The organism is Paraburkholderia franconis (genome assembly GCF_009362735.1).
Classification (GTDB): domain Bacteria; phylum Pseudomonadota; class Gammaproteobacteria; order Burkholderiales; family Burkholderiaceae; genus Paraburkholderia; species Paraburkholderia franconis.
In genome coordinates this window covers 222,003-248,163 of sequence record NZ_WHNP01000003.1, presented here as the reverse complement: position 1 = coordinate 248,163, position 26,161 = coordinate 222,003, and the positions used below count along the sequence as shown (strand labels likewise).

Annotated in this window: 21 protein-coding genes; 11 read left to right on the top strand and 10 right to left on the bottom strand. The window is 63.0% G+C overall.

What is annotated here, in order from left to right; all coding sequences use genetic code 11:
- The first annotated feature begins 157 nt into the window (after positions 1 to 157).
- Entirely contained in the window at positions 158 to 1,372 is a 1,215-nt protein-coding gene (locus GCT13_RS04560) for an SAM-dependent methyltransferase (RefSeq protein WP_152755557.1), read from the top strand.
- A 105-nt stretch (positions 1,373 to 1,477) separates the two neighbouring features.
- Positions 1,478 to 2,638 carry a DUF72 domain-containing protein gene (locus GCT13_RS04555; RefSeq protein WP_152755556.1) on the top strand — a complete coding sequence of 387 codons (1,161 nt, stop codon included), beginning with the start codon at positions 1,478 to 1,480 and terminating at the stop codon, positions 2,636 to 2,638.
- A gap of 86 nt (positions 2,639 to 2,724) precedes the next feature.
- Here GCT13_RS04555 and msrA read toward each other — a convergent pair whose 3' ends face one another.
- Positions 2,725 to 3,276 (bottom strand): peptide-methionine (S)-S-oxide reductase MsrA, encoded by a 552-nt coding sequence (msrA, locus tag GCT13_RS04550; protein WP_152755555.1) that lies wholly within the window; start codon positions 3,274 to 3,276, stop codon positions 2,725 to 2,727.
- A 370-nt stretch (positions 3,277 to 3,646) separates the two neighbouring features.
- Between msrA and GCT13_RS04545 the strand changes: the two genes are divergently transcribed.
- Positions 3,647 to 4,159, top strand: coding sequence for a flavin reductase family protein (locus GCT13_RS04545; protein ID WP_152755554.1), 513 nt, complete (start codon positions 3,647 to 3,649; stop codon positions 4,157 to 4,159).
- A gap of 91 nt (positions 4,160 to 4,250) precedes the next feature.
- Here the strand turns inward: GCT13_RS04545 and GCT13_RS04540 are convergent, their stop codons facing one another.
- The gene (locus GCT13_RS04540; protein WP_152755553.1) at positions 4,251 to 4,754 is read right to left on the bottom strand and encodes an Lrp/AsnC family transcriptional regulator; all 504 of its coding nucleotides are present in this window, start codon (positions 4,752 to 4,754) and stop codon (positions 4,251 to 4,253) included.
- A gap of 132 nt (positions 4,755 to 4,886) precedes the next feature.
- On the opposite strand from GCT13_RS04540, the gene kynB reads away from it, so the two are divergent.
- The 5 genes from kynB (at position 4,887) to GCT13_RS04515 (ending at position 10,854) form a co-directional block, all read left to right on the top strand.
- Complete coding sequence (gene kynB / locus GCT13_RS04535; RefSeq protein ID WP_152755552.1) at positions 4,887 to 5,519, top strand: arylformamidase; 633 nt, start codon at positions 4,887 to 4,889, stop codon at positions 5,517 to 5,519.
- Positions 5,520 to 5,590: 71 nt separating this feature from the next.
- The gene (gene kynU / locus GCT13_RS04530; protein ID WP_152755551.1) at positions 5,591 to 6,841 is read left to right on the top strand and encodes a kynureninase; all 1,251 of its coding nucleotides are present in this window, start codon (positions 5,591 to 5,593) and stop codon (positions 6,839 to 6,841) included.
- A 9-nt stretch (positions 6,842 to 6,850) separates the two neighbouring features.
- Positions 6,851 to 7,786: a tryptophan 2,3-dioxygenase gene (kynA, locus tag GCT13_RS04525; RefSeq protein WP_152755550.1), complete on the top strand. Its 936-nt coding sequence runs from the start codon at positions 6,851 to 6,853 to the stop codon at positions 7,784 to 7,786.
- Positions 7,787 to 8,093: 307 nt separating this feature from the next.
- Complete coding sequence (locus GCT13_RS04520) at positions 8,094 to 10,355, top strand: M23 family metallopeptidase (RefSeq protein WP_193727575.1); 2,262 nt, start codon at positions 8,094 to 8,096, stop codon at positions 10,353 to 10,355.
- Positions 10,336 to 10,854 carry a hypothetical protein gene (locus GCT13_RS04515; protein WP_152755548.1) on the top strand — a complete coding sequence of 173 codons (519 nt, stop codon included), beginning with the start codon at positions 10,336 to 10,338 and terminating at the stop codon, positions 10,852 to 10,854. Before GCT13_RS04520 ends, GCT13_RS04515 begins: the two co-directional genes overlap by 20 nt.
- A 237-nt stretch (positions 10,855 to 11,091) precedes the next feature.
- Here GCT13_RS04515 and GCT13_RS04505 read toward each other — a convergent pair whose 3' ends face one another.
- The 7 genes from GCT13_RS04505 to GCT13_RS04475 form a co-directional block, all read right to left on the bottom strand.
- The gene (locus GCT13_RS04505; protein ID WP_152755547.1) at positions 11,092 to 11,832 is read right to left on the bottom strand and encodes an SDR family oxidoreductase; all 741 of its coding nucleotides are present in this window, start codon (positions 11,830 to 11,832) and stop codon (positions 11,092 to 11,094) included.
- On the bottom strand, positions 11,829 to 13,373 hold the full coding sequence (locus GCT13_RS04500) for an FGGY-family carbohydrate kinase (RefSeq protein WP_152755546.1): 1,545 nt from the start codon (positions 13,371 to 13,373) through the stop codon (positions 11,829 to 11,831). Before GCT13_RS04500 ends, GCT13_RS04505 begins: the two co-directional genes overlap by 4 nt.
- Before the next feature lie 72 nt (positions 13,374 to 13,445).
- Positions 13,446 to 14,534, bottom strand: a complete 1,089-nt coding sequence (locus tag GCT13_RS04495; protein ID WP_152755545.1) for an alcohol dehydrogenase catalytic domain-containing protein — start codon at positions 14,532 to 14,534, stop codon at positions 13,446 to 13,448.
- A 41-nt stretch (positions 14,535 to 14,575) separates the two neighbouring features.
- Positions 14,576 to 15,592 carry an ABC transporter permease gene (locus GCT13_RS04490; RefSeq protein WP_152755544.1) on the bottom strand — a complete coding sequence of 339 codons (1,017 nt, stop codon included), beginning with the start codon at positions 15,590 to 15,592 and terminating at the stop codon, positions 14,576 to 14,578.
- The gene (locus tag GCT13_RS04485) at positions 15,579 to 17,114 is read right to left on the bottom strand and encodes a sugar ABC transporter ATP-binding protein (protein WP_152755543.1); all 1,536 of its coding nucleotides are present in this window, start codon (positions 17,112 to 17,114) and stop codon (positions 15,579 to 15,581) included. The genes GCT13_RS04490 and GCT13_RS04485 overlap by 14 nt, the downstream gene beginning before the upstream one ends.
- Positions 17,115 to 17,183: 69 nt before the next feature.
- Positions 17,184 to 18,143 carry an ABC transporter substrate-binding protein gene (locus tag GCT13_RS04480; protein WP_152755542.1) on the bottom strand — a complete coding sequence of 320 codons (960 nt, stop codon included), beginning with the start codon at positions 18,141 to 18,143 and terminating at the stop codon, positions 17,184 to 17,186.
- An 88-nt stretch (positions 18,144 to 18,231) separates the two neighbouring features.
- Positions 18,232 to 19,254, bottom strand: a complete 1,023-nt coding sequence (locus GCT13_RS04475; RefSeq protein WP_321574184.1) for an AraC family transcriptional regulator — start codon at positions 19,252 to 19,254, stop codon at positions 18,232 to 18,234.
- Positions 19,255 to 19,805: 551 nt separating this feature from the next.
- On the opposite strand from GCT13_RS04475, the gene dalD reads away from it, so the two are divergent.
- From dalD to GCT13_RS04460, 3 genes are all read left to right on the top strand, one after another.
- Complete coding sequence (gene dalD, locus GCT13_RS04470; protein ID WP_152755540.1) at positions 19,806 to 21,215, top strand: D-arabinitol 4-dehydrogenase; 1,410 nt, start codon at positions 19,806 to 19,808, stop codon at positions 21,213 to 21,215.
- Positions 21,216 to 21,485: 270 nt separating this feature from the next.
- Positions 21,486 to 22,970, top strand: a complete 1,485-nt coding sequence (gene xylB / locus GCT13_RS04465; protein WP_152755539.1) for a xylulokinase — start codon at positions 21,486 to 21,488, stop codon at positions 22,968 to 22,970.
- Between the two features lie 116 nt (positions 22,971 to 23,086).
- On the top strand, positions 23,087 to 24,064 hold the full coding sequence (locus GCT13_RS04460) for a sugar-binding transcriptional regulator (protein ID WP_321574183.1): 978 nt from the start codon (positions 23,087 to 23,089) through the stop codon (positions 24,062 to 24,064).
- Positions 24,065 to 24,102: 38 nt separating this feature from the next.
- Here GCT13_RS04460 and GCT13_RS04455 read toward each other — a convergent pair whose 3' ends face one another.
- Complete coding sequence (locus tag GCT13_RS04455; protein WP_227746718.1) at positions 24,103 to 25,908, bottom strand: tetratricopeptide repeat protein; 1,806 nt, start codon at positions 25,906 to 25,908, stop codon at positions 24,103 to 24,105.
- Positions 25,909 to 26,161: the final 253 nt, after the last annotated feature.

Sequence of the window (26,161 nt, the reverse complement as noted above, 5' to 3'; positions counted from 1 at the left end):
GCGCATCCGATGCGCGACGGCGGCGCAATGCGCGGACGGCTGGATCGCGCGCTGCCCGACGTTCGAATATGCGTAGCTAACGCGGGCCAGGCAGGCACGCGCAGCGCACTGCGATCCGACAGGCTTTGCTTTGATTCATTGGACACGGAGAAATCACATGTTCTGGGAGAAGAAGCTGGCGCAGTGGGTAGAAGAAGTGAAAACGAAGGCCAATATTCCGGCGCGCCTCGTTCTGTGGGATGGCCAGCAACACGACTTCGGCACGTTCGCGGCGCCGCAGGTCACGCTGAAAGTGAATAGCGCTTCCGCGCTGCCCCTCCTGCTCGAACCGAGCCTCGACAATCTGGGCGAGGCCTACGTGAAGGGCAAGATCGATATCGAAGGCAAGCTGTCGGACATCATCAACATCGGCTATTCGCTTGCGCGCAGCACGGTGACGAACGCCAGCAAGCTCGCCCGCGTGCGGCGCTATTTCAATCACTCGAAAACGTCGGACAAGAAAGCGATCCAGTATCACTACGACGTCTCGAACGAGTTCTACAAGCTGTGGCTCGACGAGAACATGGTGTACTCGTGCGCGTACTTCGAGAACGGCGACGAAGATCTCGCCACCGCGCAGATCAAGAAGATCGATCACATCCTCACGAAGATCCAGGTGCAGCCCGGCCAGCATCTGCTCGATATCGGCTGCGGCTGGGGCGCGCTCGTGCTACGCGCGGCGCAGAAGTTCGGCGCGAAATGCGTGGGCGTGACGCTGTCGCAGAACCAGTTCGATCTCGCGACGCAGCGCGTGAAAGCCGCGGGCCTCGAAGGCCAGATCGAAATCCGTCTGCAGGACTACCGCGATATCGAAGGCCAGTTCGACCGCGTCACGAGCGTCGGCATGTTCGAGCACGTGGGTCGCAAGAACCTTCCGGCGTACTTCCAGAAGATTCACGACCTGCTAACGGACGACGGCATCGCAATGAACCACGGCATCACGTCGACTGACTACGACAGCGGCGAAACGGCTCTCGGCGGCGGCGAGTTCATCGACCGGTACGTGTTCCCCGACGGCGAGCTGCCGCATATCAGCCTCGCGCTCGAATCGATGCAGCGCGGCGGGCTCGAAGCCATCGACGTCGAAAGCCTGCGCCGTCACTATGCGCACACGCTCGACATCTGGACGGAAAACTTCGAGGCAAACGCGGAACAAGCGAGGAAGCTCGTCGACGACGAGAAGTTCCGCATCTGGCGCGTGTACCTCGCGGGCTGTGCGTACGCGTTCGAGAACGACGACGTATCGATCTTTCAGGTCGTGTGCCGCAGGGCGGGACGCAGCGCGAAGACGCTGCCGTGGTCGCGCCGTTATATGTACGAGAAGGCGCTGTAGAATCGCGCGGCATACCGCTTCGGGCCTGCTATCGCGGCATGTTGCGCCGGGACGGCCCGAATCAGGCGCGGTTCACATCAGCGCACTCTCCCTCGCAACGCATCGATGAAAGAAGAAACGCCGGAGCACTCCGCGCAACTCGACATGTTCGGCAACCCTGTCGGCGAAACGCCTGCCGCCGACGCTTCGCCGCCCACGGCGGCATCCGATACCGCATCCGACACATCTCCCGCGCAGACCGGCGCGCCGCCGAAAAAGCGCCGCGCCCGTGATGTCCTCGCCGCGCAGCCGTCCGCAGATATCGTCGAACTCGCGAGCCAGTTGCCGCCGCACGTGCATCTGGGCACGTCGACCTGGTCGTTTCCGGGCTGGAAAGGCATCGTCTACGGCGACGATTACAGCAACAGCAAGCTGTCGCGCGATGGCCTCGCGGCATACGGCGCGCATTCGCTGCTGCGCACGGTGAGCATCGACCGCTCGTTCTATGCGCCGCTCACGCTCACCGACTATCTGCGCTACGCACAGCAGGTGCCGGACCACTTCCGCTTCATCGTGAAGGCGCCCGCGCTCGTCACCGATGCAACCGTGCGCGCGGAGCGCGGCGAGCCGGTGTCGGAGAACCCCTGCTTTCTAAACGCGCAACTGGCCATCGACGAATTCGTGCGGCCGTGCATCGACGGTCTCGGCAAGAAGGCGGGCGCGCTCGTGTTCCAGTTCTCGCCGCTGCCGAATGAAATGCTCGCGCAGCCCGTGCTCTTCGTCGATCGGTTGACGGCGTTCCTGTCGGCGCTGCCGCCGCTCGAAGGCGACACCTGCTATGCCGTCGAAATCCGCGATGCGTGCCTTTTGACGCCGCGCCTCATCCGCGCGCTGAAGGCGACGGGCGTGCGCTACTGCGTCGGCATTCATGCGCGGATGCCCGATCCTTCGCGCCAGGCGGCGGCTCTCGCGATGCTCGACGAAGCGCCGTCGGGTCCGCTGATCGTGCGCTGGAGCCTGCATGGAGGCTTCAAGTACGAACAGGCGAAAGCGAAGTACGAGCCGTTCGACAAGCTCGTCGACGAAGACCCCGATACGCGTGCTGCGCTCGCCGAACTCGCCGCGCGCTATGCGATCGCGGGCCAGCCGGTGCTGATCGCCGCGAACAACAAGGCCGAAGGCTCGGCGCCGCTGACTTGCGTGAAGCTCGCGGCGGAGATCGCCGCTGCCTGCGAGCGGCTTCGCAATGCGCATGCGCGTCAGGAAAACGCGGCACAGGCCGTTTAGCCGAACAGCAAGAACGCAGCGCAAGCCGCCTGGAGCCCGCGCTGCGCATGCAACGTCAAAAGCGCGCGCCTTGGCGCGCTTGAGGATCAGGCGCCTGCCTTGATCCGATGGGCGAACTTCTGGCGGAACTTCGCTACCTTCGGCGCGACGACGAACGCGCAATAGCCCTGATTCGGATGCTGCGCGAAGTAGTTCTGGTGATACGCTTCGGCGGGCCAGTAGTTGCCGTCGAGCGGCAGCACCTGCGTAACGATCTGGCCGTCGTAGATGCCCTCCGCGCCGATCTCGCGGATCGCCTGCAACGCCGTCTCGCGTTGCGCATCCGAGTGCGCGAAGATCACCGACCGGTACTGCGTGCCGACATCGTTGCCCTGGCGGTTGAGCTGCGTCGGATCGTGGATCGCGAAGAAAATATCCAGAATCTCGCGGTAGCTGATGCGCGCCGGATCGAACCCGACCTTGACGACCTCCGCGTGCCCCGTGTCGCCGTCGCACACCTGCTCGTACGACGGGCTTTCGACCTGCCCGCCTGCGTAGCCCGACTCCACGGACGTCACACCATCGACGCCCAGATACACCGCCTCAAGACACCAGAAACATCCGCCGCCCAGCGTGGCGGTCTCGACCGACTGACTCATGTTCGCTCCTTGGATTGGCTCGCTCGCCTCGCCGCCGCGCAACGACGCGCGGAACGGGCTGACTCGCCACAGTCACCTTGAAACCCAATGCTTCATCGCATCCGGCCGGCGGGAGGTTCGTGCGGCACCGTCCTTCTGTTCAACACGTGACGCACGCACCATCCATACCATGCGCAATTCGTGACATCAGGCGCAGCCTTGCGGCTCGCGACGGCGGACTGCGCCGCCACGCCGACCGCCTGCCGCGCCAGGCCCTCTGCGATTGCAGTTAAAATTGGGACAATTCGCCGAATTTCTACATGACCTTCAAACCGATTTTTTCCATCTGGTCGCTTCATCAAGCGGTCCGTTCGCCGGAATGCCTCACGCGATGAAGCGCGCCGCCCCGCCCAATTTCGACGATGCTGCGTTTCGTCGTGCGCTCGGCCAGTTCGCGACGGGCGTCACCGTGATCACGACGCGCGCGCCGTCCGGCGCACTGATCGGCATCACGGCCAGTTCGTTCAATTCCGTCTCGCTGACGCCGCCGCTCGTCCTGTGGAGCCTCGCGACGCGCTCGGCATCGATGTCCGTGTTCCAGGCGAACAGTCATTATGTCGTCAATGTGCTGGCAGCGTCGCAACTCGAGCTGTGCAAGCGCTTCGCGACCGTCAAGGGCGACCGTTTCGAAGGCGTCTCGCATGCGGCGGGCGACACGGGCATGCCTGTGCTCGATGGCGCGCTCGCCTGGTTCGAATGCCATAACCGCAGCCGCTACCAGGAAGGCGACCACGTCATTTTCGTCGGCGAAGTGGAGCGCTGCGGCGTCCACGAAAGCGCCGGCCAGGTCCAGCCGCTCGTGTTTCAGAACGGCGATTTCCATGGGCTGAAGCCGCTGTGCTGACGGGCTCGCGGGTTGCGGCTTGCGGCTTTTCAGCGGCGACGAGAAAGAAAGACTTCGCGGGCTTTCCCGAGGTTTCCACCGCCTGCGCCCGCTATCCGTGCGGTTGCACCTTCGCGCCCGTCACCAGCGATACGGGGACGCCCGAATCCTCCTTGAGCGTCTGCAGCACGATGTTCGAGCGGATGTCCATCACGCCCGGCGCCTTGTAGAGCCGGCCGAGCACGAAATCCGAATAGTGCTTGAGATTGTGGGCGAGCACCCGCAGCAGATAGTGCGTCTCCCCCGTCACGACAAACGCGCCGACCACTTCCGGCCAGTCGCGCAGCGCTTCGGCGAAGCGCTCGTGCCAGTTTTCCTGGTCGTTGCGCATCGATACCTGCACGAACGCCTCCAGTTCGAAGCCGAGCACTTCGCGGTTCAGACAGGCGCGATAGCGTTCGATCACGCCCTGCTCTTCCAGCAGGCGTAAACGGCGCAGACACGCCGACGGCGAAAGCGAGATTCGCTCCGCCAGATCGAGATTGCTGATTCGTCCTTCGTGCTGCAGCACCGTCAAGATACGGCAATCGGTGGCGTCGAGTGAGATCGCGTTCATTTTCGGTCTCCCTTTCCCGTTTGCCTCAAATTATGTTCCAAAGGGGTCGAAATAAACAGTTTTTTTAGCAAGCACATTTCGCTTCATGCCGCCTATCATCCAAAGATGGACGTACAACGATATGACAGGCGCATGGAGACACTTTGGGATATCACGCCCGCCGTCGATACGGCGACGCCCGTCTGGCCGGGCGACACACCCGTCGGCATCGAGCGCGTATGGCGGATGGAGGCGGGTTCGCCCGTCAACGTCGCGCGGCTGACGATCTCGCCGCACACGGGCGCGCACACCGACGCGCCGCTTCACTACGACGCCCAAGGCGCAGCCATCGGCGAAGTGCCGCTCGACGCGTATCTGGGCCGCTGCCGCGTGATCCATTGCATCGGCGCGAAGCCGCTGGTCACGCCTGAGCACGTCGCGGCATCGCTCGACGGCGTGCCGCCGCGCGTGCTGCTGCGCACCTATCGCGCGGCGCCGACGACTGCCTGGGACAGCGACTTCTGCGCCGTCGCGCCTGACACGATCGATCTGCTCGCCGCGCATGGCGTGAGGCTGATCGGCATCGACACGCCGTCGCTCGATCCGCAGGAGTCGAAGACGATGGACGCGCACCGCCGCATACGCGCGCACCAAATGGCGATTCTCGAAGGCATCGTGCTCGACGCCGTCGAGCCCGGCGACTACGAACTGATCGCGCTGCCGCTCAAGCTGACGACGCTCGATGCGAGCCCGGTACGCGCCGTGTTGCGAGCGTTGCCAGCGTGACGACAAGCCTGACGATAACCGATGGCCTCGCAACCTCGACACTCTCTCTCGATCAACCCAACCGAACCATCATGAATCAACGTGACGAAGCACTCGCGCTCGACGCCGCCGATCCGCTCGCGCCCTTGCGCGATCAGTTCGCGCTGGCGCCGGACGTCATCTATCTGGACGGCAATTCGCTCGGCGTGCCGCCCGCCGCAGCCGCGCAGCGCGCGCAAACCGTGATCGGCGCCGAATGGGCGCAAGGCCTCATCCGCAGCTGGAACACGGCCGGCTGGTTCTCGCTGCCGCGGCGCCTCGGCAACAAGCTCGCGCCGCTGATCGGCGCGGCGCACAACGAAGTCGTCGTCACCGATACGATTTCGATCAACCTCTTCAAGGTGCTGTCGGCGGCGCTGCGCTTGCAGGACAGGCGCGACCCGAAGCGCCGCGTGATCGTGTCGGAGCGCTCTAACTTCCCGACCGATCTGTACATCGCGCAAGGGCTGATCAAACAGCTGAATCGCGGCTATGAACTGCGCCTCGTCGACGACCCGTCCGAGTTGCCTGCCGCCATCACCGACGATGTCGCCGTCGTGATGATCACGCACGTCAACTACCGCACGGGCTATATGCATGACATGGCCGCGCTCACGCAGCTGATCCATCGGCAAGGCGCGCTCGCGCTGTGGGACCTCGCGCACTCGGCGGGCGCCGTGCCCGTCGATCTGAACAGCGTCGGCGCGGATTGCGCCGTCGGCTGCACGTACAAGTACCTGAACGGCGGTCCGGGCTCACCCGCGTTCGCGTGGGTGCCGCATCGCCATCAGAGCGACTTTGAGCAGCCGCTGTCGGGCTGGTGGGGTCATCGCGCGCCGTTCGCAATGGACCCGACGTATGCCGCCGACGAAGGCATCGGCCGCTTCCTGTGCGGCACGCAGCCGATGGTGTCGATGGCGCTCGTCGAATGCGGACTCGACGTGTTCCTGCAAACCGACATGCAGGCGATCCGCAAGAAGTCGCTCGCGCTGACTGATCTCTTCATCGAGCTGGTCGAAACGCGCTGCAATGAGTTTCCGCTCAAGCTCGTGACGCCGCGCGCGCATTCGCAGCGCGGCTCGCATGCGAGCTTCGAGCATCCGCGCGGCTATGAAGTGATGCAGGCGCTGATCGCGCGCGGCGTGATCGGCGATTATCGCGAGCCGCATGTGCTGCGTTTCGGCTTTACGCCGCTGTACACGCGCTATGTCGATGTATGGGATGCCGTCGAGCATCTGCGCGACGTGCTCGCGCACGAGACCTGGCGCGCGCCCGAATTCGCCGCGCGCGGCGCCGTGACCTGAGGAACGACGATGACCGATCACATGAAAATGATGGAAGAGAAGCCCGCACAAGGTTGTCCGTTCGGACACGGCGGCACACAAGCGCCGCGCGAAACCCACACATCGCACATGGCCGCCGACGAAGACAAAGGCTGGCACGACGCGCAGCTCGATTTCTCCAAGTCGATGAGCTATGGCGACTATCTATCGCTCGGCTCGATCCTGCATGCGCAGCATCCGCTTTCGCCCGATCACAACGAGATGCTGTTCATCATCCAGCATCAGACGAGCGAGCTGTGGATGAAGCTCGCGCTGTACGAACTGCGCGCGGCGCTCGCGTGCGTGCATCGCGATGAACTGCCGCCCGCGTTCAAGATGCTTGCGCGCGTGTCGCGGATTCTCGAGCAGCTCGTGCAGGCGTGGAACGTACTGTCGACGATGACGCCGTCGGAATACACGTCGATGCGGCCGTTCCTCGGCAGCTCGTCGGGGTTTCAGTCGTATCAGTATCGCGAACTGGAGTTCATGCTCGGCAACAAGAACGAGCAGATGCTGAAGCCCCATGCGCATCACCCAGATGTCTATGCCGAAGTGAAGGCGTCCCTCGAAGCGCCGTCGTTCTACGACGAGGTGATCCGTCTGCTTGCGCGGCGCGGATTTGCAATCGATCCGTCGCGGCTCGAACGCGACTGGACACAGCCGACGCAGCACGATCCGTCAGTCGAAGCGGCGTGGCTCGAGGTGTATCGCAATCCGTCGCAGCATTGGGAGCTGTACGAGATGGCGGAAGAACTCGTTGATCTCGAAGACGCGTTTCGTCAGTGGCGCTTCAGGCATGTGACGACCGTCGAGCGGATCATCGGGTTCAAGCAGGGCACGGGCGGGACGACCGGTGCGCCTTATCTGCGGAAAATGCTGGACGTGGTGCTGTTTCCTGAGTTGTGGCACGTGCGGACATTGCTCTGAGGGTTTTTGTGTTGTTAGTTTTCGTCCGTGCGGTTTTGTAGCTTTTCGCCGCCATCCGCTCTGAGCCTTGGCGGCGCGGATGTTGTCCTGACTTGGCCATCAGGTTACGGATTGCAAAAGAGGCCATTCAACCCGCTCTGAGCGGGTTTTTTTATCTGAGTCGAAAACATCGGACGGCAGAAAAATCCCGCATAAAAATCGAAGTCTTCTGATGGCGCACAGACTCAGACTGCGCTCCAATCGGTTCGGGCACGCTTGCCGACAGGCACGCCCATTCGCTCTGGCTACCTCACATCCCAACCGTCCCATGATTATCAGCCCACCCTTTCTATCCGCAGCGCAACCAGATGCGGGCAATACCGTTGTACCCGGCGGCAACGTCTGTACCGCCAACATGCTGGAATGCACGCCCGGCGGCGGCGCGTACCCCGTGAGCTTCAACCTCGGCTGGCATGGCGGTGTGCACCTGATGGCACCCTCGGACGGAAACCAAGCCGCCTACGTGCGCGCGATCGCCGACGGCAAGATCGTCTACCTGCGCAAGACGGGGCCAAACGGCAAGCCGACCCTTCACTATCGCAACGTGCGCACCGACGACGGCTGTGTCGTCATCCGACACGACACAGAAATCGGCGAAGGCGACAACGCAAGAGTCACCTACTACTCTGTCTATCTGCATCTGCAAACCGTGCAGCCCACGCTCGCCGTGGGTCAAAAGATCTATCGAAAGGACGTGCTCGGCACACCCGGCCAGATTTATGGTCAGTATCCGCAGATTCACTTTGAGATCGTCTGCGACGAGGCGAGCCTGAAGAAGTTCATTGGTCGCGCACCGGGGCCGGTCGGCGCGCAGGGACGCACGGATGCCATCTATGGGGACACCTGGTTTTTTGTGCCGCATGGGACGAAGCTTTTTGCCAATGAACCTCATCCTTTCCGCGAGGACGACAGCGCACCGGCTACCGCGATGATCCAGCCGCAGCCATCTCTGGTTCCGGCGGGTACGAGCCGCGATCTCGTGATCCGCATGCGTTACGAAAAGGACTGCACGCTGACGACCTACCAGCAGGACGCGGATGGTAACTGGTTGGTGTTCGGTGCGATGCCTGCGGAAAGGGACGCCGAATACAACCTGTATCAGCGGGCCACGGCGCTTCATGACCGTTTTACCGACAGCAGTCTCGCCGGCATAGGTGGCGCGACGGTGGCGCCGTCGCCCAGCGCCATCTTCGAGATACTCAGCTTCGGGCGCGGCATCAATGACCGGCTCGGCAACGGGCAGCGCTTCAATCACTGGCGCAAGATGAAGACACCGGACGGTGACGGATGGATCAACCTGTCGAAAGCCGGCGTGCGCGTCTACAGCGATGCGGATTTCCCCGGGTGGGCTGGATGGAGTTTCGTCAGCGACGACCCGACGCCCGACAGCCTCTGCGATTCGCCCACGGTAAAGCGATGGCTGGACATCGATCGCTCAGGGCATATCAGCCATGCCAAGGCGGTACAGGCGCTGAACGTCGAGACGGTACGGCAGCGCATGGCGCATGCGGTCTGCAAGTTTCCCACCGAGTGGAGCAAGGCTGGACTTGAAGCGCGCTACAACTGGCTCAAGAATCCGCACGAAGCGCTGACCACTCCGTTGTCCGATGCGGATTTCAATACCTTGATGGATCACGCCCGCGATCTGGCCTTCTGGGAGGATGTCAGCGACCCTGATTTCCCGCCTCCAAACGAGTGCTGGCATTTTCCACCGACGGCGTTTGTGCGGCAGTTCAGGGCGTGCAATTGGCTAACTGTCGACGAACTGGCCCAGTGTTTGCCCCGTCGTTCATTGACAGGGCAAACTCCGTGGGACGAAGCGCATCGTCGAGCCACTGAGCATCAGAAGGCGATCAACGCCCTGCGTCGCAAATACCTTGGCGAAAGCACAGTGCGATTTGTACATTTTCTTGCTCAAACCTACATTGAGACCGGCATCCTGAGTTTGGTTTCAGAAGGAGGAGCGGGCCATGGAAAATCATATGGCCCATTCTTTGGGCGAGGCTATCTTCAGCTTACCTGGCCGAATGGCTACGATGAATACGGAAAGTTCCGCCTATTGTCGAATATCACTGGATCGGTCTATTCGGACCCTAGGATTTCCACTACAAGTACACATCAATGGTCATCTGGCGGATCTGTTCAGCGCTGGTACCCACGCTACGATCCGGCCCGCGTAGCATCTAGCCTCGCCGACGCCGCAGAATCGTCAGGAATGTTTTGGATATCCAAGCATTTTCGAGGGAAAAACAATATTAACCGTGCGGCAGACCTTGGAGTAACTCCTGCAGTTGTGGGATTCATCAGCTGGCTAATCAATGGCGGAGCCGCAGGATATGCAAATCGTCAACAGTTTGCAGCGCTCATTTTTCGCATTCTCTCGGATGACACCAGCAGTGTTAGCCACGCGACGATTAGCTATCCGCCGCTAACTCCACCGGGGCAGCCAACTCTTTGCCATAGCTTTCCACCTGCACCCGTTACCGCAACTCTATCCATACAAGTTAGCTATGAGCCTCAAATTCCTTAGCATCGTCATGATCGCCACGAGCTGCAACGCGGTTGCCACCGAAGTAGTTTCATTGCCGCAGCCGTGGCGCGATTCGCACTACGCTTCTTGCTACCCATCATTGAAGGCAGGCTTGTCTGACACATATGGAGTAGGTTTTGAAGAAGACGAAAACATCGTGCAGTTTCGCCGGCACATCGGCTCGCGCAATTTTGTGATTTCGAGTGACACTACCTCTGGAACCAACTCGCAACGGGTGGTCTTCGAACAACGGAACGAGCGTGATTGGTGCGTCGTTCTCACTTCGCCACCTGTCGCAGACCTGACTCCAGGCCGAGTATTTGCATCGTCGCAACGGCCGCTGACCTGGTCGTCTGTCACGCAAGCTCCTCCTGGTTTTCTTGAAACCAAAGTGATCTACACGTGGGACTCCAAGTACCTGATTTACAGGCCTGAAAGCTGTTACAAGGGACGCGTTGGGCGCTGGAAATCGTTCGATTGCAACGAAGCCTATCGATAGTCAGTATCGGACGGTGATTCGTTGCGACGGCCACCGTGTCGCCCGCAACGGCGATGCGGTGACGAGCCCGCTGCCTCCCGACACGAAAACATCACGGATAACGGCATGCCAATCGCGCGTCATAGCCACAAGAATGCCTGTCGCTGCCACCTGATTTCGAGCCCATAACCTGAATGGCGAGGATGACGATCGGAAACGAACCCACATCGAAGAGAGGCAAATAACCACCCAGCGAACCTACCTCGCCGTATAACCCCCATCAATCGGCAACGTCACTCCGCTGATCATCGAAGCCGCATCGCTCAGCAAAAACAGGATCGGCTCTGCGACCTCCCGCGGCTCAGCGAACCGCTTCAAAGGAATCGCCTGCAATGCGGGATCGCGTTTCGCCGGTTCGCTCCACGCCTTCACGGCCATCGGCGTCAACGTCACCGTCGGATTCACGCTGTTCACGCGTATGCCATGCGGTCCAAGCTCGACGCACAGCACACGTGTGATCGCATCCATTGCCGCCTTCGACGCGCAATAGCTCAAATGATCGTCGAGCCCGACGAGTGACGCCTGGCTCGACACATTGACGATGCTGCCCGCACGCTTCGCATCGATCATCGCGCGCGCCACATGTCGCGCCACCAGCGCGGCGCCGCGTGCATTCACGTTCATCACCCTGTCGAAGCTCGCCGCCGTCGTATCGATCGCGCGTTCGAGCACCGTCGTGCCGGCACAATTCACAAGACCGTCGAAGACGACATCAAGCGACCCGAGCGCGTCATCAATAGCCGCTTCATCGCCAACATCCAACACCAGGGGCTCGCAGCCCGTCTCCTCCGCGAGCCGCGCAAGCTCGTTGACGTTGCGCGCCGCCGCGACGACTTGTCCGCCGCTCGCGCACAGTAGCTCGACGGTCACGCGGCCGATGCCGCTCGATGCGCCCGTCACGAGATACGAGCGTCCGGAAAAATCGAAGGTCGCGTTCATTTCGCTTGCAGCCGATGCATGACGGGCTTCAGTGCCGGGTACAAATCCGTGTAGATGGAAAAGCGCTCCGCGTAGAGGGCCTGACGCGCAGGATCGGGCTTAACGCGCTCGACGAGCCTGACCCAGCCGCCGCGCGCCGTTTCCTGCGAGATCAGCTTCACGCCGTACGCGGCCAGCAGCGCCGCGCCCATCGGCGCTTCCACCTCCTGCTCGATCGTGTAGACGGGAAAGCCGGTGACGTCCGCGATGATCGACATCCACAGGTCCGAATGCGTCGCGCCGCCGACGACGATCAGCTTGTCGTCAAGCGACTTCGCGCCCTTGCGCCCCGCGACGATGTTGTGTTGCAACGCGAACGAGACGCCTTCGAGCACCGCGCGGTACAGATGCGCACGCGTGTGATAAAGGCTCAGGCCGACGAACGCGCCGCTCGCCTTCGCGTCCCACACAGGACTGCGCTCGCCCATCAGATACGGCAGGAACATCACACCATCCGAGCCCGCTGGTATGTGTGCCGCGTCTTCTTCGAGCAACCGATGCGGGTCGCCGTCCGGTATCGCTCTCGCCGCTTCGATTTCCGCGTGACAGAACTGCTCGCGATACCACGTCACCGATGCGCCCGCCGTAATCGCGCCGCCGAACACATAGATGTCGTGCTGGCCGTTGAACACATGCGGCATGCTGACGAGACCGTGCCGCGCATCGACGCTCTGATTGATATAGCCCCAGCACATGCTCGTGCCGATCATCGCGACATGCTGGCCCGCGCGCGTGACGCCCGCCGCGTAGGTCGCCATTGCCGCATCGACGCCGCCCGCGACAATCGCCGTGCCCGCTTCGACTCCGAGCTGCTCCGTCCACTGCGACAGCAGACCGCCCACCACGTCCGACGATTCGACCAGATGCTCGGGCATCATCGTCGCAGGAATGCCGAGCATGTCGAGCGCTTCATCGGACCAGTCGCGTTTCGCGATGTCGTACACGCCGCCGATGTTGCCCGCCGAACTGTGATCGACGGCCACTTCGCCCGTCAGCAGATAGATCACGTACGCATTCGGCGGCAGGAAGAAGCGCGTATTGGCCCATACGTTCGGCTCGTTCTCGCGCAGCCACAGCATCTTCGTATAGCCGTAATAGCTGTCGACGCCATTGCCCGTGATCGCATAGAGCCGGTCGACATCGACGTTGTTGCGCACCCACTCGACCTGAGCCGTCGCGCGCCGGTCCATCCAGATCAGGCACGGATACAGCGGCTTCATTTCGCTATCGACGGGAATACCGGAGCCGCCATACAGGCTGCTCACGCACACGGCCTTGATCGCGTTCGACGCAACGCCCGCCTCGCGCGCTTTCGCGACACAGCGCGCAATGCATTCGACGACGGCCTTCATCCACACCGTCGGCCACTGCTCGGCCCACAACGGCTTCGGCGTATCCGGGTGATAGCTGCTCGAATGCTGCGCGACGATTGCGCCGTTCTCGTCGACGAGCACAGCCTTCGTGCTCTGCGTGCCGATATCGACGCCGATGACGTAATTCATAGTGTCTCCGTGTGCGCGTCCTTGCGACGCGCACTGTCTGTTTTCCTTCGGAATGACGGATCAGGCACGGGACTATCGGGCCGGCTTCATCAGCACCTTGATCGAATCGAGCGAGTTCGCGACCTTGATCGCTTCATCCCACTCTTCAAGAGAGAAGTCATGCGTGACGATGCCTTTCGAGGTGACAAGCCCACGCGCCAGCAGGTCGATCGCAATCGGATAGCAGTACGGCCCGAGATGCGCGCCGCGCACATCGAGTTCCTTGCGGTCGCCGATGATCGACCAGTCCATTGTAGTCTCGGCGCCGAACACGGAAAACTCGACAAAACGCCCGAGTTTTCGAATGAGGTCCATGCCCTGATTCACGCCCGCAGGCACGCCCGTCGTTTCGATGTAGACGTCGCAGCCGTAGTTCTCCGTCAACGACTGGACGATGGCGAGCGCATCGTCTTTCTTCGGATTGATCGTTACGTCCGCGCCGTATTCGCGCGCGAGTTCGAGACGCTCGTCGACGAGGTCGATCACGACGAGCTTCTTCGGCGTTTTCAGGTGCGCGACTTGCGTCATCATCAGACCGAGCGGACCCGCGCCCGCGATCACGACCACATCGTCCAGCTGAATGTCGCCGCGATTGACGGTGTGGATCGCGCACGCGAGCGGCTCGATGATCGCAGCATCTTCGAGCGAAATGCCATCGGGAATCTTGTGGACGATGGCCGTCGGCGGAATGCGCATGTATTCGGCCATGCCGCCGTCCGCGACTTCGCGCTGAAAGCCGAAGATGTTGTGCACCTCGCACATCCAGTACTGGCCGGACTTGCAGTAGCGGCATTTGCCGCACGGCACGATCTGCTCGGCGATCACGCGGTCGCCCTTCTTCACGCCGAAGTGTTCTGCTGCGCCTTCGCCGAGTTCTTCCACGTAGCCGAAGAACTCATGGCCGGGTATCACGGGCGCCTTGACCCACGGGCTCGGGCCGCCCCAGAACATCTTCGCGCCCGAATGGCATTTGCAGTCGCTCGCGCAAATGCCGCACGCCGCGATGCGAATCACGAGTTCGTGCGCGCGCACCTGCGGTTTCGTCACGCGTTCGACGCGATAGTCCTTCGGCGCGTGGCACACGATCGCCGTCATGCTTTTGGTGGTGTCCTGAGTGGTCATTGCATTGCCCTGCGAAGAATGGAGAACAGTGGGGAAAGAATTCACTTCTTGCGGTCGCGGCTGATGTAGATCGCGAGCAGAATGATTCCGCCCTTGATCACGTTCTGCACGTACGGATTCACGCCGACCATGTTGAGTCCGTTGTTCAGCACGCCGAGCAGCAGCGCGCCGATCAGCGTGCCGATGATCGAGCCGCGTCCGCCCGATATCGACGTGCCGCCCATCACCACGGCCGCGATCGCATCGAGTTCGAAGCCGACGCCCGCATTCGGCTGGCCACTCATCAAGCGCGACGTAAGCACGATGGCCGCGAACGACGACGTCAAGCCAGCGAGCGTGTAGACGATCAGCTTCACGCGCGCGACGCGCACGCCGGAAAGACGCGTCGCCTGCTCGTTGCCGCCGATCGCATACACATAGCGGCCAAACGGCATGCGTTCGAGCAACAACCACGCGATCGCATAGACGACGAGCATGATGAGCACGGGCGCCTGAATGCCGAACACCTTGCCGCTGCCGAAGAAACTCACCCAGTCGGGCAAGCCGTCGATCGGATAACCGCCCGTGTAGATCAGCGCGAGGCCGCGCGCGATGCCCATCGTCGCGAGCGTGACGATGATGGGCGGCATGCCCGCGAACGCGACGAAGAAGCCGTTCGCGAAGCCGAAGCCGAGCCCGACGGCAATGCCGATCGCGATCGCCGCGACGCCGTTGAGCCCCGCGACCATCAGGCCCGCCGCGAGCGTGCCCGAGAGCGCCATGACCGAGCCCACGGACAGGTCGATGCCGCCCGTCAAAATCACAGCCGTCATGCCGACGGCGATGATCGCGTTGATCGACACCTGGCGCAGCACGTTCTCGAGATTCGCCGCCGACAGGAAGCTGTCGCTCGCGAACACCATCACGATGCACACGACGAGCAAGCCGATGAACGGATAGAACAGCGTCGAGCGTTTGATGCTCGCCCAGTTCAGGCGCGCCGTTACACCAGGACCGGGCGCGCCCGGCGTATTGGACGCGACGGTCGAGGTCTTGGGGGAAGTGTCAGGCGTGTTCATGCTGTGTTGCTCCACGAGTGCCGGCTGTTGCACCAGCGGTTGCATAAGTCATCACGGCATTCGATTCGATCTGGTCGCCTTCGAGCATCGCTTCGATGCGCCCTTGCCGGAACACGGCGACGCGATCGCACATGCCGACGATCTCCGGCAGTTCCGACGAGATCATGATGATCGAGTAGCCGCGCGCAGTGAGCTCGCGCATCAGCAGATAGATTTCCGCTTTCGCGCCGACGTCGATGCCGCGCGTCGGCTCGTCGAAGATCAGGATGTTCGTGTGGTGATTGAGCCAGCGCGCGATCACCACTTTCTGCTGATTGCCACCCGACAGCGTCGCGACTTCGGTGTTCATCGTCGGCGCCTTCACGCCGACGCGCTTCATGATGTCCGCGGTTGCGCGCGCTTCGCTGCCGTGGTCGATGAAGAAGCGCGCGGCGCGGTACTTGCCGAGGTTGTTGATCGAGATGTTCTGCTTGATCGAGAACGACGTGATCAGCCCTTCTGTCTTGCGGCTTTCAGGCAGGATGCCGATGCCGGACTTCAATGCGTCGGCGGGATCGGACAGATTCGCCGGCGCGCCGTTAATGCGAATGTCCTTCACGTGCGCCGCGTCCGCGCCGATGACGGCGAGCGCCGTCTCCGTGCGTCCCGAGCCGACGAGTCCCGCAAAGCCGAGTATTTCGCCTTCGCGCAGCGTGAAGCGATTCACGGGGCCGTCCTTGTGCAACTGCAATGCGTTCACTTCGAGCACGACCTTCGCATCGGCGGGCAACGCGGGTTTCGGCGGAAAGCTGCTTTCGATCTTGCGCCCGACCATCATCTCGACGAGCCGGCCGACATCCGTCTTCGCCACATCCGTCATGCCGACATACTGGCCGTCGCGCAACACGGTGATGCGGTCGCACACTTCGAAAATCTCTTCGAGGTGGTGCGAGATGAAAATCATCGCGACGCCGTGCCGCTTCAGGTCGCGCATGATCGTGAACAGATGCTCGGCTTCGGCGGGCGTCAGCGTCGCCGTCGGCTCGTCGAGAATCAGGATGCGCGCATTCAGCGACAGCGCCTTGCCGATTTCGACGAACTGCTGCTGCGCGACAGAGAGCTCGCGAATCGGCACGGACAGATCGATCGCAACGCCGAGCCGCGCGAAGATCTCCGCCGCCGCGCGCCGCATCTGCGACCGATCGAGCATGCCGAAGCGATTGCGCAGCTCGCGTCCGAGGAACATGTTCTCGACGGCGTTCAGATACGGAATCAGGCTGAACTCCTGAAACACGATGCCGACGCCCGCCGCAACGGCATCGTGATAGTTCGCGAAGTGCCGCGCTTCGCCGTCGATCACGATCGTACCGTCGTCGGGCTGATAGATGCCGCACAGGATCTTCATCAGCGTCGACTTGCCCGCGCCGTTCTCGCCGAGCAGCGCGTGAATCTCGCCGCGCGCGATCTCGAGATGAATGCGCTGCAACGCCTTCACGCCCGGAAAGCTCTTCGTGATGTTGTCGAGTTTGAGGACCGTGTCCATCGTGTTTCCTTTGCGTTTCATGCAGTGACGCAGCGCGTTGCGCGCGTCACTGCTGCCGCAACACATCGCTTACCAGCTGAAGCCCTTCGCGTTGTCCTTGTCGACAAGCTTCACGTCGACGGGAATCGCCTTAGGTACATTGGCGCCCCACTTCTTCGCAAGCGCCACGCCGATCGCGAGACGGATCTGGTCGCGGGGGAATTGCGCGGACGTTTCGATGAACTTCGAGTTCGGCTTCTGGATCGCGGTGATCGCTTCGGGCGCGCCGTCGACGCTCGTCAGCTTGATGTCCTTGCCCGACGATTCGATCGCGGACAACGCGCCCATCGAGCCGCCGTCGTTCACGCTGAAGATGCCCTTCAGGTTCGGATGCGCCTGGATCATGTTCTCGGTGACGGACAGCGCCGTCGCGCGCTCCTGCTTGCCGTTCTGCGTATCGACGAGCTTCACGTTCGGAAACTTCGCGAGCGCCGCCTTGCAGCCGCGCACGCGTTCGAGAATCGGCACGACGGGAATGCCGTCGAGAATCGCCACTTCACCGCTGCCGCCGATCGCTTTCGCGAGGTACTCGCACGACATCTGCCCCGCGTCGAAATTCTTCGAGCCGACGAACGAATCGACGGGACCGTTCGCGTTCGCATCGACGGCGACGACCACGGCGCCCGCCTTCTTCGCCGACGTCACCGCCGACTGGATGCCCGTCGAATCGGTCGGATTGACGAGCAGGATGTCGATCTTCTTCTGCAGCATGTCTTCGACGTCGCTCACCTGCTTGCTCACGTCATGATGCGCATCGGTAACGACGACCGTCGCGCCGATCGATGCGGCCGCATCGTTCAGCGCCTTTTGCATCGTCACGAAGTACGGGTTGTTCAGTTCCTGGAACGTCATGCCGATTTTCAGCGGCGCGGCGTTGGCAGTCGCCGGTGCAAGAAGCGGCGCGCCGAGCATCACGGCGGCGAAGGTCAGCGCGGCGCGCAGGCGCAACGTGCGCGAAGGATGCGAAAGGTTCGAAGTGGTGTGCGTCATGGTTGTCTCCGTTTATGAGGATGAGTGCGTCCCTCGCGCGGTTCGGGCGCGCGATGAGCAGGTGAAACACTGGTATCGGGGAAGTGCGTCAGGTCGTCGTCAGAGGCGAGCCCGGAGGCGGATACGCCGTGGGCGCGGCGCGTGGCTGAGCGTGCGCATGGGTTCGCGCCTGCACGGCGGGTACGATCGAAGGCGCGTTCGCGATGCCCTTGCCGAGCGCCGCTGCTGCTTCCGAAGCGGCGCGGCTCGCGTCGTTCAGTTGCTGGAAGCGGCGGAACTTCGACGGCGCCATGCCTTTCGCCGTGAGGAACTGCCGGTTGAAGTTCGACAGATTGTTGAAGCCGACCTTATAGCAGATGTCGGTCACGCTCAGCTCGTCATCCATCAGCAACTGACACGCGAGATTGATGCGCATGCGGTTCACGTACTGCACGAACGGCAGGCCCGTATGGCGGCGGAAATATCGCGAGAAGGCGCTCACGCTCTGCCCCGCGAGCTGCGCGAGATCGGATTCGCGCAACTCCGACGCGAGGTTCTTGCCGATATACGAGAGCACATGGTTGATGCGTGTCGATGCATAGCTGGTCGGGTCGCTCTGATACGCGGGACTCGCGAGCAGTTCGCGGTCGCTCGCGTTCAGCAGGATTTCCATCATCGACAGGAAAAGCACGATGCGGCGCAGGCCGCGCGCTTCGAGCAGTTCCATGAAAAGCGGCTGGATGGCGGCGCTCGTCTGCGCGCCGAACGACACGCCGCGCCGCGAATCGGCGAGCAGCGCTTCGAGCGTGCGCCATTCAGGAAAGCTCTCGGTGCAATGCGCGACGAAGTCCTGGCCGAACTGCACGACGAGATTGCGCTGCGCGATCGTCACGCCCTCGGGCACTTCGCTGACCCAGTTGTGCGGCAGGTTCGGCCCCATCAGCACGAGATTGCCCGGCGCGAAGCTGCCGATGTAATCGCCGACGAACATCTTGCCCGTCGTCGCGACGATCAGATGGATTTCGAATTCCGGATGGAAATGCCAGCGCACGGTGCGGTACGGAAAGCCGTGATACCACACCTTGAACGACTCGTCGCGGCGTACGCTCACCAGTTCGAGATCGGGTTGCACGTCGGTCCTCCTCCTGTTCCTTCGTCCGGCACCTTGCGTTTCACGTCTTGCGAGCGCCATCGGGTTCATTGCTTTTGTGTAGCGAAAGTTAGACCCCGAGCGCAATCGAGGCCACTAGAAATGAGACCGTCGATTGATACTTTTTTGCATTCGGGTTAGTCCTGGCCTTCCGGCTGTCAAATTTGATGCAATGCAACAGCTAGCCGATCGACCTTTGGCAAGCACCTCGCGGGCAGCGCATGAGCCGTTGAAAAACTCGTCCCGCCGCGCTGCGCAACGATCCGCCGTGAAAAAGCGCCGCCCTTCGCCTTGACTTTCGATCGGCCGAATACGATCATTAGTTCACGTTGAGAGCAAATGCTCTTCGTTTTCGAGTCGTCGGCTCATGTCGCCGAGACAGCTTCTAGACTTATCCCAAGTAACAACGCACGCGAAAGACCGTGCGCATAAGACTTCACTAGCATGTGACCCGAGCAACGCATAAAACGGGAGTCAGCGCCAAGCGCCAGCTCCCGCCGACGCGCCAATTCGGGTCGATACAGGAGACACACATGAACAGCGGCCAGGACAGCGGCGCAAGCACGCAGGTGATCCTGCACATCGGCGCGGGATCGTTCCATCGCGCACATCAGGCGTGGTACCTGCACCGGCTCAACGAAGCGAGTCAGCCCGGCGATACGCAGTGGTCGCTCACCGTCGGCAACATCCGCAGCGACATGAATGCCGTCGCCGATGCGCTGGCCGCGCAAAACGGCGTCTACACGCTCGAAACCGTCACGCCGCAAGGCAAGCGCGACTATGAAACGATCCGCTCGATCAAACGCGTGGTGCCGTGGTCGGCGAATCTCGATGGGCTCGTCGAAGCGGGCGCCGACCCCGCGTGCAAGATCATCGCGTTCACCGTGACGGAAGGCGGCTACTACCTCGACGAACACGACAAGCTCGATACGGCGAATCCCGATCTGTCCGCCGATCTGAACGGCGCGCGCACCACGATCTACGGCGCGCTCGCCGCGATTCTCGAAGCGCGCATGCAGCGCAACGCCGGCCCCGTCACGCTGCAGACCTGCGACAACCTGCGCAGCAATGGCGAACGCTTCCGCGCGGGCATGACCGAGTTTCTGGAGCGGCGCGGCGCGAGCGCGCTGCGTCAATGGTTCGATGCGAACACGGCATGCCCGAACTCGATGGTCGACCGGATCACGCCGCGCCCGACACCCGACGTGCGCGAGCGCGTGAAGACGGCGACAGGCATCGACGACGCGTGCCCCGTGATGGGCGAATCGTTCATCCAGTGGGTGATCGAGGATCACTTCGTCGCCGGGCGGCCGGCGTGGGACCGGGTCGGCGCGGAGCTGGTCGATTCGGTGCTGCCGTATGAAGAGGCAAAGATCCGCATTCTGAACGCGACGCACAGTTGCATCGCGTGGGCGGGCACGCTGGTGGGCCTCTCGTATATCCACGAAGGCACGCACGATCCGGAAATTCGCCAGTTCGCCCATGACTACGTGACGCAGGACGTGATCCCCTGCCTCACGCCGAGTCCGCTCGATCTCGCGAAGTACCGCGATGTCGTGCTCGAACGCTTTGGCAATCCTTATATCCAGGACACTAATCAACGCGTCGCCGCCGATGGCTTCTCAAAGATTCCCGGCTTCATCGCGCCGACGCTGTCCGAGTGCTTCGAGCGCAAGGTCGAGCCGAATGCGACCGCGATGCTGCCCGCGCTCTTCTTCCGCTTTCTCGACAGGTGGCAGCGCGGCCAGTTGCCGTACGCGTATCAGGACGGCGTGATGGACGAAGGCATTGCGCGCGGCTTCTTCAAGGCACCCGATCCGGTGCAGGCTTACTGCGCGGACCGTCTGCTCTGGGGCAGCATGGCGGGCACGGCTTCGCTCGAGAAAGTGGTGCGCCCGGCGCTCGAACGCGTCGATGCGTGGCTCGCGAAGCGCGGTGCGTGAAGTTGGCCAAACTCGGCTGACTGAACTCGGCCGACTGAGTTGACTGAATGAACCCGGCCGACTGAAACCGGCTGAAGCCGTCGACATCGCCTTGCTCGACACACAACAGCACCGCCGCGCGTGTGAATGCATCCACGCAGCTTCCACGCGCGGCCGCTCCCATTGATCGCCGCATTCGACGACTGCCATGCGTCAGGTCTATTGCGCATGGCATCGCCAGCGGCATGCGGCTAAAGTAGCGCATCTCCTACCGACGAAGGTTTCGCGCCCATGTATCTCGGCATCGACCTCGGCACGTCCGAAGTGAAAGTTCTGCTGCTCGCGTCCGACGGACGCGTGATCGGCACGGCAGGTTCTCCGTTCACCGTTTCGCGTCCGCATCAGCGCTGGTCGGAGCAGAACCCGTCCGACTGGTGGCAAGGCACGCGCAGCGCGCTCTTCGCGTTACGCGACCGTTACCCGGAACAGTTCGCGCAGATTCGCGGCATCGGGCTGTCGGGACAGATGCATGGCGCAGTGCTGCTCGACGACGAAGACCGCGTGCTGCGTCCCGCGATTCTGTGGAACGACATGCGCGCCGTCGAGGAATGCGATGAGCTGTACCGGCGCGCGCCGGACCTGCATCGCATCGCTGGCAATCTGGCGATGCCCGGTTTCACCGCGCCGAAGCTTCTGTGGGTCGCGCGGCACGAGCCGGAAATCTTTCGGCAGACGGCCTGCGTGCTTCTGCCGAAGGACTATTTGCGCCTTCAACTGACGGGCGACAAGGTCTCCGATCCATCCGATGCAGCGGGCACGCTATGGCTCGACGTCGCGCAGCGCGACTGGTCCGATACGCTGCTCGCGGCCTGCGATCTGAACCGCTCGCATATGCCGCGTCTCGCGGAGGGCAGCGCGCCGTCGGGCATGCTGCGTCCCGAACTCGCGCGCGAGCTGGGCTTGCGCGAGCCCATCGTGGTCGCGGCGGGCGGCGGCGACAACGCGACGAGCGCGATCGGCATCGGCGCGACGCAGCCGGGAGACGGCTTCGTGTCGCTCGGCACGTCGGGCGTGTTGTGCGTGATCGGCGACAGCTTCCGGCCGAATCCGGAGTCGGCCGTGCACGCGTTCTGCCATGCGATTCCCGACCGCTGGCATCAGATGAGCGTGGTGCTGTCGGCGGCGAGCTGCTTGCGCTGGGTCTGCAAGCTGACGTCCACCGACGAGCCGACGCTGCTCGCCGAAGTCGAACAGCTGCCCGACGACGCGCTCGCGACTGCGCCGCTCTTCCTGCCGTATCTGTCCGGCGAGCGCACGCCGCACAACGATCCATATTCGCAAGGCGTGTTCTTCGGCATGACGCACGCGACCGATCGCGCGCTGCTCGGCTATGCGGTGCTAGAAGGCGTGACGCTCGCGCTGACGGACGGCCTCGACGCGTTGCGCGCGGCGGGCACCGAAGTAAGCGCGCTCTCGCTCCTCGGCGGCGGCGCGCGCAGCAACTACTGGGCGCAACTGCTCGCGGATTCGCTGAACACGGCGACGCGCAAGCACGGCGGCGGCGAAACGGGCGCGGCGCTCGGCGCGGCGCGTCTGGGCTGGCTCGCGGCGGGCGGCGATCCGTCGACGGTGCTGACCAAACCGCCCGTCGAAATCGAATTCACGCCGAACGCGCGGCGTCATGCCGTGCTGCGCGAGCGGCTCGCCAGCTATCGCGCGCTGTATCGGCATGTGAAGCCGATGTTCGCGCCCGCGCGCGATGCGAACGCAGCGTAGTAGTGTGAGCCCGTGATGCGCACTACGACGAATGCGTACGGCATGCAGCACACCAGAACGTCCGATACGGGCTGCCTGGTGTTACGCGCTTCGGCGCATTCCTGAGCGAACCCATCGTGCCCAAGTCCACTGAAAAGCTCGATCTCGCGACGCGCGCCGCCTGGCTCTACTACGTTGCCGGCAATACGCAGAACGAGATCGCCGAAAAACTGCAGGTGTCGCGGCCCGTCGCGCAGCGGCTGGTCGCGTTCGCCGTCGAGAAGAACCTGATCCGCGTGCGCGTCGATCATCAGCTCGCGGACTGTCTGTCGCTCGCTGCTCAGTTGTCGAAGCGCTACGGGCTGTCGATGTGCGAAGTCGTGCCCGTCGACAACGACAACCCCGAAGAGATCGACCGCAAGCTCGCCGTCGCGGGCGCGCAGGTGATGGAGCGTTATCTCGGCGAAGAACGGCCGATGGTCGTCGCCGTGAGCAGCGGGCGTACGCTGAAGGCCGTCGTCGATCAGGTCGCGCAACTGGAGCGGCCGCAGCATCGGCTCGTGTCGATGGTCGGCGCAATTGCGCAGGACGGCTCGTCGAACCGCTACGACGTCGCGCTGCACATCTCCGAGAAGACGGGCGGCAAGCACTTCCTGCTGCCCGCGCCGCTGATCGCAGACAGCGAAGCGGAACGCGCGCAGTGGTGCAATCACCGTCTGTACCGGATCGTCGAGTCGCTGTCGGGCGAGGCCGATGTGGCGTTCGTCGGCATCGGCAACATCGGCTTGCATTGTCCGCTGCATGAGGACGGCTTCATCACGTCGGATGAGGTGGAGGAACTGGTGTCGCTGGGCGCCGTCGCCGAACTGCTCGGCCTGCCGATCGATGCCGACGGCGCGCGCGTCGAATCGCCGACGGGCCGCCGCGTGACGAGCTTGCGGCTCGATTCGCCGCCGAAGCGTCCCGTAATCGGCTTCGCGGGCGGCGAGCGGAAACGCGGTGCGGTGATTGCCGCGCTCAAGGGCGGCTGGCTATCGGGACTCGTCACCGACGAACTGTGCGCGCGCGCCGCGCTGAATCACGGCGAGGGTGTGTCTGTTGCGTCACCCGCGTGAGGGAAGAACGCTAGCGCGGCTCGAAGCGCCTCAAGCACTCAAAGCGCTTCGAGCGCGCTACGCAACGCATCGATCACAGGCGTCCATTCGCCGAGCACCTGCTGCCTGAAAAGACGCGCAGTCGGATACCACGGGTTGTCCTCGCCCGACATCATCCAGCGCCAGTCGGCCTGCTTCGGCAGCATCACCCACACGGGCTTGCCGAGCGCGCCCGCCAGATGCGCAACGGACGTATCGACGGTAATCACGATATCCAGACACTCGATGACGGCCGCCGTCGCGTCGAAGTCGTTCAGCAGCTGACCGAGCGCGCAGATCGGCCAGCGATGCGCGAGCCCGTCGAGTTGCGCCTCCGCCGCGCCCTTCTGCAATGCGAACCATGCGAGGCCGCGCACCGACGCGAGCGGTTCGAGCGCCGAAAGAGGCGCCGAGCGATACACGTCGAGATAGTGCTGCGGATTGCCCGCCCACACGAGCCCGATCTTCTTGCACTCGCCCGCGGCCTGCGCGAGCCGCTCGCGCCAGCCAGCGACCTGCGCCGCATCCGCCGACAGATATGGCACTGCGTTCGGGATCGCATCGTCGCAAAGCCATGCGGGCACGCTCATCATGCGGCAGGAGTAGTCGTAGCCGCCGTCGGGCTGGTTCGTCAGCACGCGGTTCACACCGGGCATGCGGGAAAAGATGGGCGCCAGTTCGTTGCTGGTCCACACGTCGACGGTGGCGCCGAGATCGCGCAGCACATCGGCATAGCGGATGAACTGCAACTGATCGCCGGCGCCCTGCTCGCGCGCGAGCAAAAAGCGCTTGCCGCCGACCGGCTCGCCCTGCCATTCGGGCATGCCGAGCTTTGGGTAGCCGAGCAGGCCGCTCGGCGTGGTCTTGCGATGCTCGTAATACGTCCAGCCGTGGCGGAAATTCCCGCGCCGCAATTCCGACATGCCGAGCAGCTTGTAGGCATTGGATAGATCAGGGCTGAGTTCGATTGCACGTCGCAGATGATCGTCGGCTTCGTCGTAGCGCGACAGGCACGTCAGCGTGAACGCGACGTTGTTGTGCAGCGTCGGCGAGTCTGGCGCGATCTCCAGCGCGCGCGCGTAGATCGCAAGCGCATCGTCGAATTTCAGTTGCGCATCTGTTGCGAATGCAAGGCCGAACAGCGCGTGGATGTCGTGCGGGTCCTGCTGCAATGCGCGTTGAAAAACCTCGGCGGCCTCCGTATGCCGGCGCACCGCGTTCAACGTCACGCCCAGGCCGCGCAGCACCCGCGTGTCCTGCGGCGCCAATTGCTCCGCGTACTGATAGGCGGCAACCGCCTCATGCGGACGCGAAAGCTCTTCGAGCAGGTCAGCACGGCCGAGCGCCGCTTCGAAGAGATCGCGCTCCAGTTCAACGGCCTGCTGGAAACTGGCCAGCGCCTCTTCACGCTTGCCCATGCGCCGTCGCACCTTGCCGAGATTGCTGTGCGCCAGCGCATGCTGCGGCGCGTGCTCGACGGCCTGGCTGAAGAATCGCTCCGCGCCTTCATCGTCACCGCGCGCGAGGGCCGCGATGCCGCGATCGATCAGGCAATCCGCGTCATGCGGCTCCAGCGCGAGCGCCGCATCGAAACGTTCGATCGCGCGCTCGATGTCCTGGCGCTGCAGGTACAGCACGCCCAGCATGTAGAGCGTGCTCGCATCGCACGGCTGCGCGTCCAGAATCGCGCGATACGCGTGCTCGGCGCGATCGAGCCGGCCCGCGCGATGAAGCGCAAGCGCATTCTCGATCGGGTTGTCGGCCGGGTTTTCGACAGTCGATGTCGTGACGGTTTCTTGTTGCGGGGAGGCGGGGATGTTGTGCATGTGGCGTCTTGGGTCGTCGGCGGCACGCGCATGCACGCGATTCAGACTGCAATCGCGTTGACGGCGTATTCGACGGGGATGGACGGGCAATCGACAGAACGCGCCGGGCCGTTTGGCCTCAGGCATCCCGTCAGACGATGCACAATTTTGATATGGGATAGGTCGCGGAAATATCGGATAAGTCCGAGTCTGCAAAAGCAAGGCGCCGTTGTTCCGCCGTCACCTTTGCGGCAACGGCGGAACAACGGCGCCC

Coding starts and splice junctions, on each gene's coding strand:
- GCT13_RS04560 (WP_152755557.1), top strand. CDS start 158: ATGTTCTGGGAGAAGAAGCTGGCGCAGTGGGTAGAAGAAGTGAAAACG.
- GCT13_RS04555 (WP_152755556.1), top strand. CDS start 1,478: ATGAAAGAAGAAACGCCGGAGCACTCCGCGCAACTCGACATGTTCGGC.
- msrA (WP_152755555.1), bottom strand. CDS start 3,276: ATGAGTCAGTCGGTCGAGACCGCCACGCTGGGCGGCGGATGTTTCTGG.
- GCT13_RS04545 (WP_152755554.1), top strand. CDS start 3,647: ATGAAGCGCGCCGCCCCGCCCAATTTCGACGATGCTGCGTTTCGTCGT.
- GCT13_RS04540 (WP_152755553.1), bottom strand. CDS start 4,754: ATGAACGCGATCTCACTCGACGCCACCGATTGCCGTATCTTGACGGTG.
- kynB (WP_152755552.1), top strand. CDS start 4,887: ATGGAGACACTTTGGGATATCACGCCCGCCGTCGATACGGCGACGCCC.
- kynU (WP_152755551.1), top strand. CDS start 5,591: ATGAATCAACGTGACGAAGCACTCGCGCTCGACGCCGCCGATCCGCTC.
- kynA (WP_152755550.1), top strand. CDS start 6,851: ATGACCGATCACATGAAAATGATGGAAGAGAAGCCCGCACAAGGTTGT.
- GCT13_RS04520 (WP_193727575.1), top strand. CDS start 8,094: ATGATTATCAGCCCACCCTTTCTATCCGCAGCGCAACCAGATGCGGGC.
- GCT13_RS04515 (WP_152755548.1), top strand. CDS start 10,336: ATGAGCCTCAAATTCCTTAGCATCGTCATGATCGCCACGAGCTGCAAC.
- GCT13_RS04505 (WP_152755547.1), bottom strand. CDS start 11,832: ATGAACGCGACCTTCGATTTTTCCGGACGCTCGTATCTCGTGACGGGC.
- GCT13_RS04500 (WP_152755546.1), bottom strand. CDS start 13,373: ATGAATTACGTCATCGGCGTCGATATCGGCACGCAGAGCACGAAGGCT.
- GCT13_RS04495 (WP_152755545.1), bottom strand. CDS start 14,534: ATGACCACTCAGGACACCACCAAAAGCATGACGGCGATCGTGTGCCAC.
- GCT13_RS04490 (WP_152755544.1), bottom strand. CDS start 15,592: ATGAACACGCCTGACACTTCCCCCAAGACCTCGACCGTCGCGTCCAAT.
- GCT13_RS04485 (WP_152755543.1), bottom strand. CDS start 17,114: ATGGACACGGTCCTCAAACTCGACAACATCACGAAGAGCTTTCCGGGC.
- GCT13_RS04480 (WP_152755542.1), bottom strand. CDS start 18,143: ATGACGCACACCACTTCGAACCTTTCGCATCCTTCGCGCACGTTGCGC.
- dalD (WP_152755540.1), top strand. CDS start 19,806: ATGAACAGCGGCCAGGACAGCGGCGCAAGCACGCAGGTGATCCTGCAC.
- xylB (WP_152755539.1), top strand. CDS start 21,486: ATGTATCTCGGCATCGACCTCGGCACGTCCGAAGTGAAAGTTCTGCTG.
- GCT13_RS04455 (WP_227746718.1), bottom strand. CDS start 25,908: ATGCACAACATCCCCGCCTCCCCGCAACAAGAAACCGTCACGACATCG.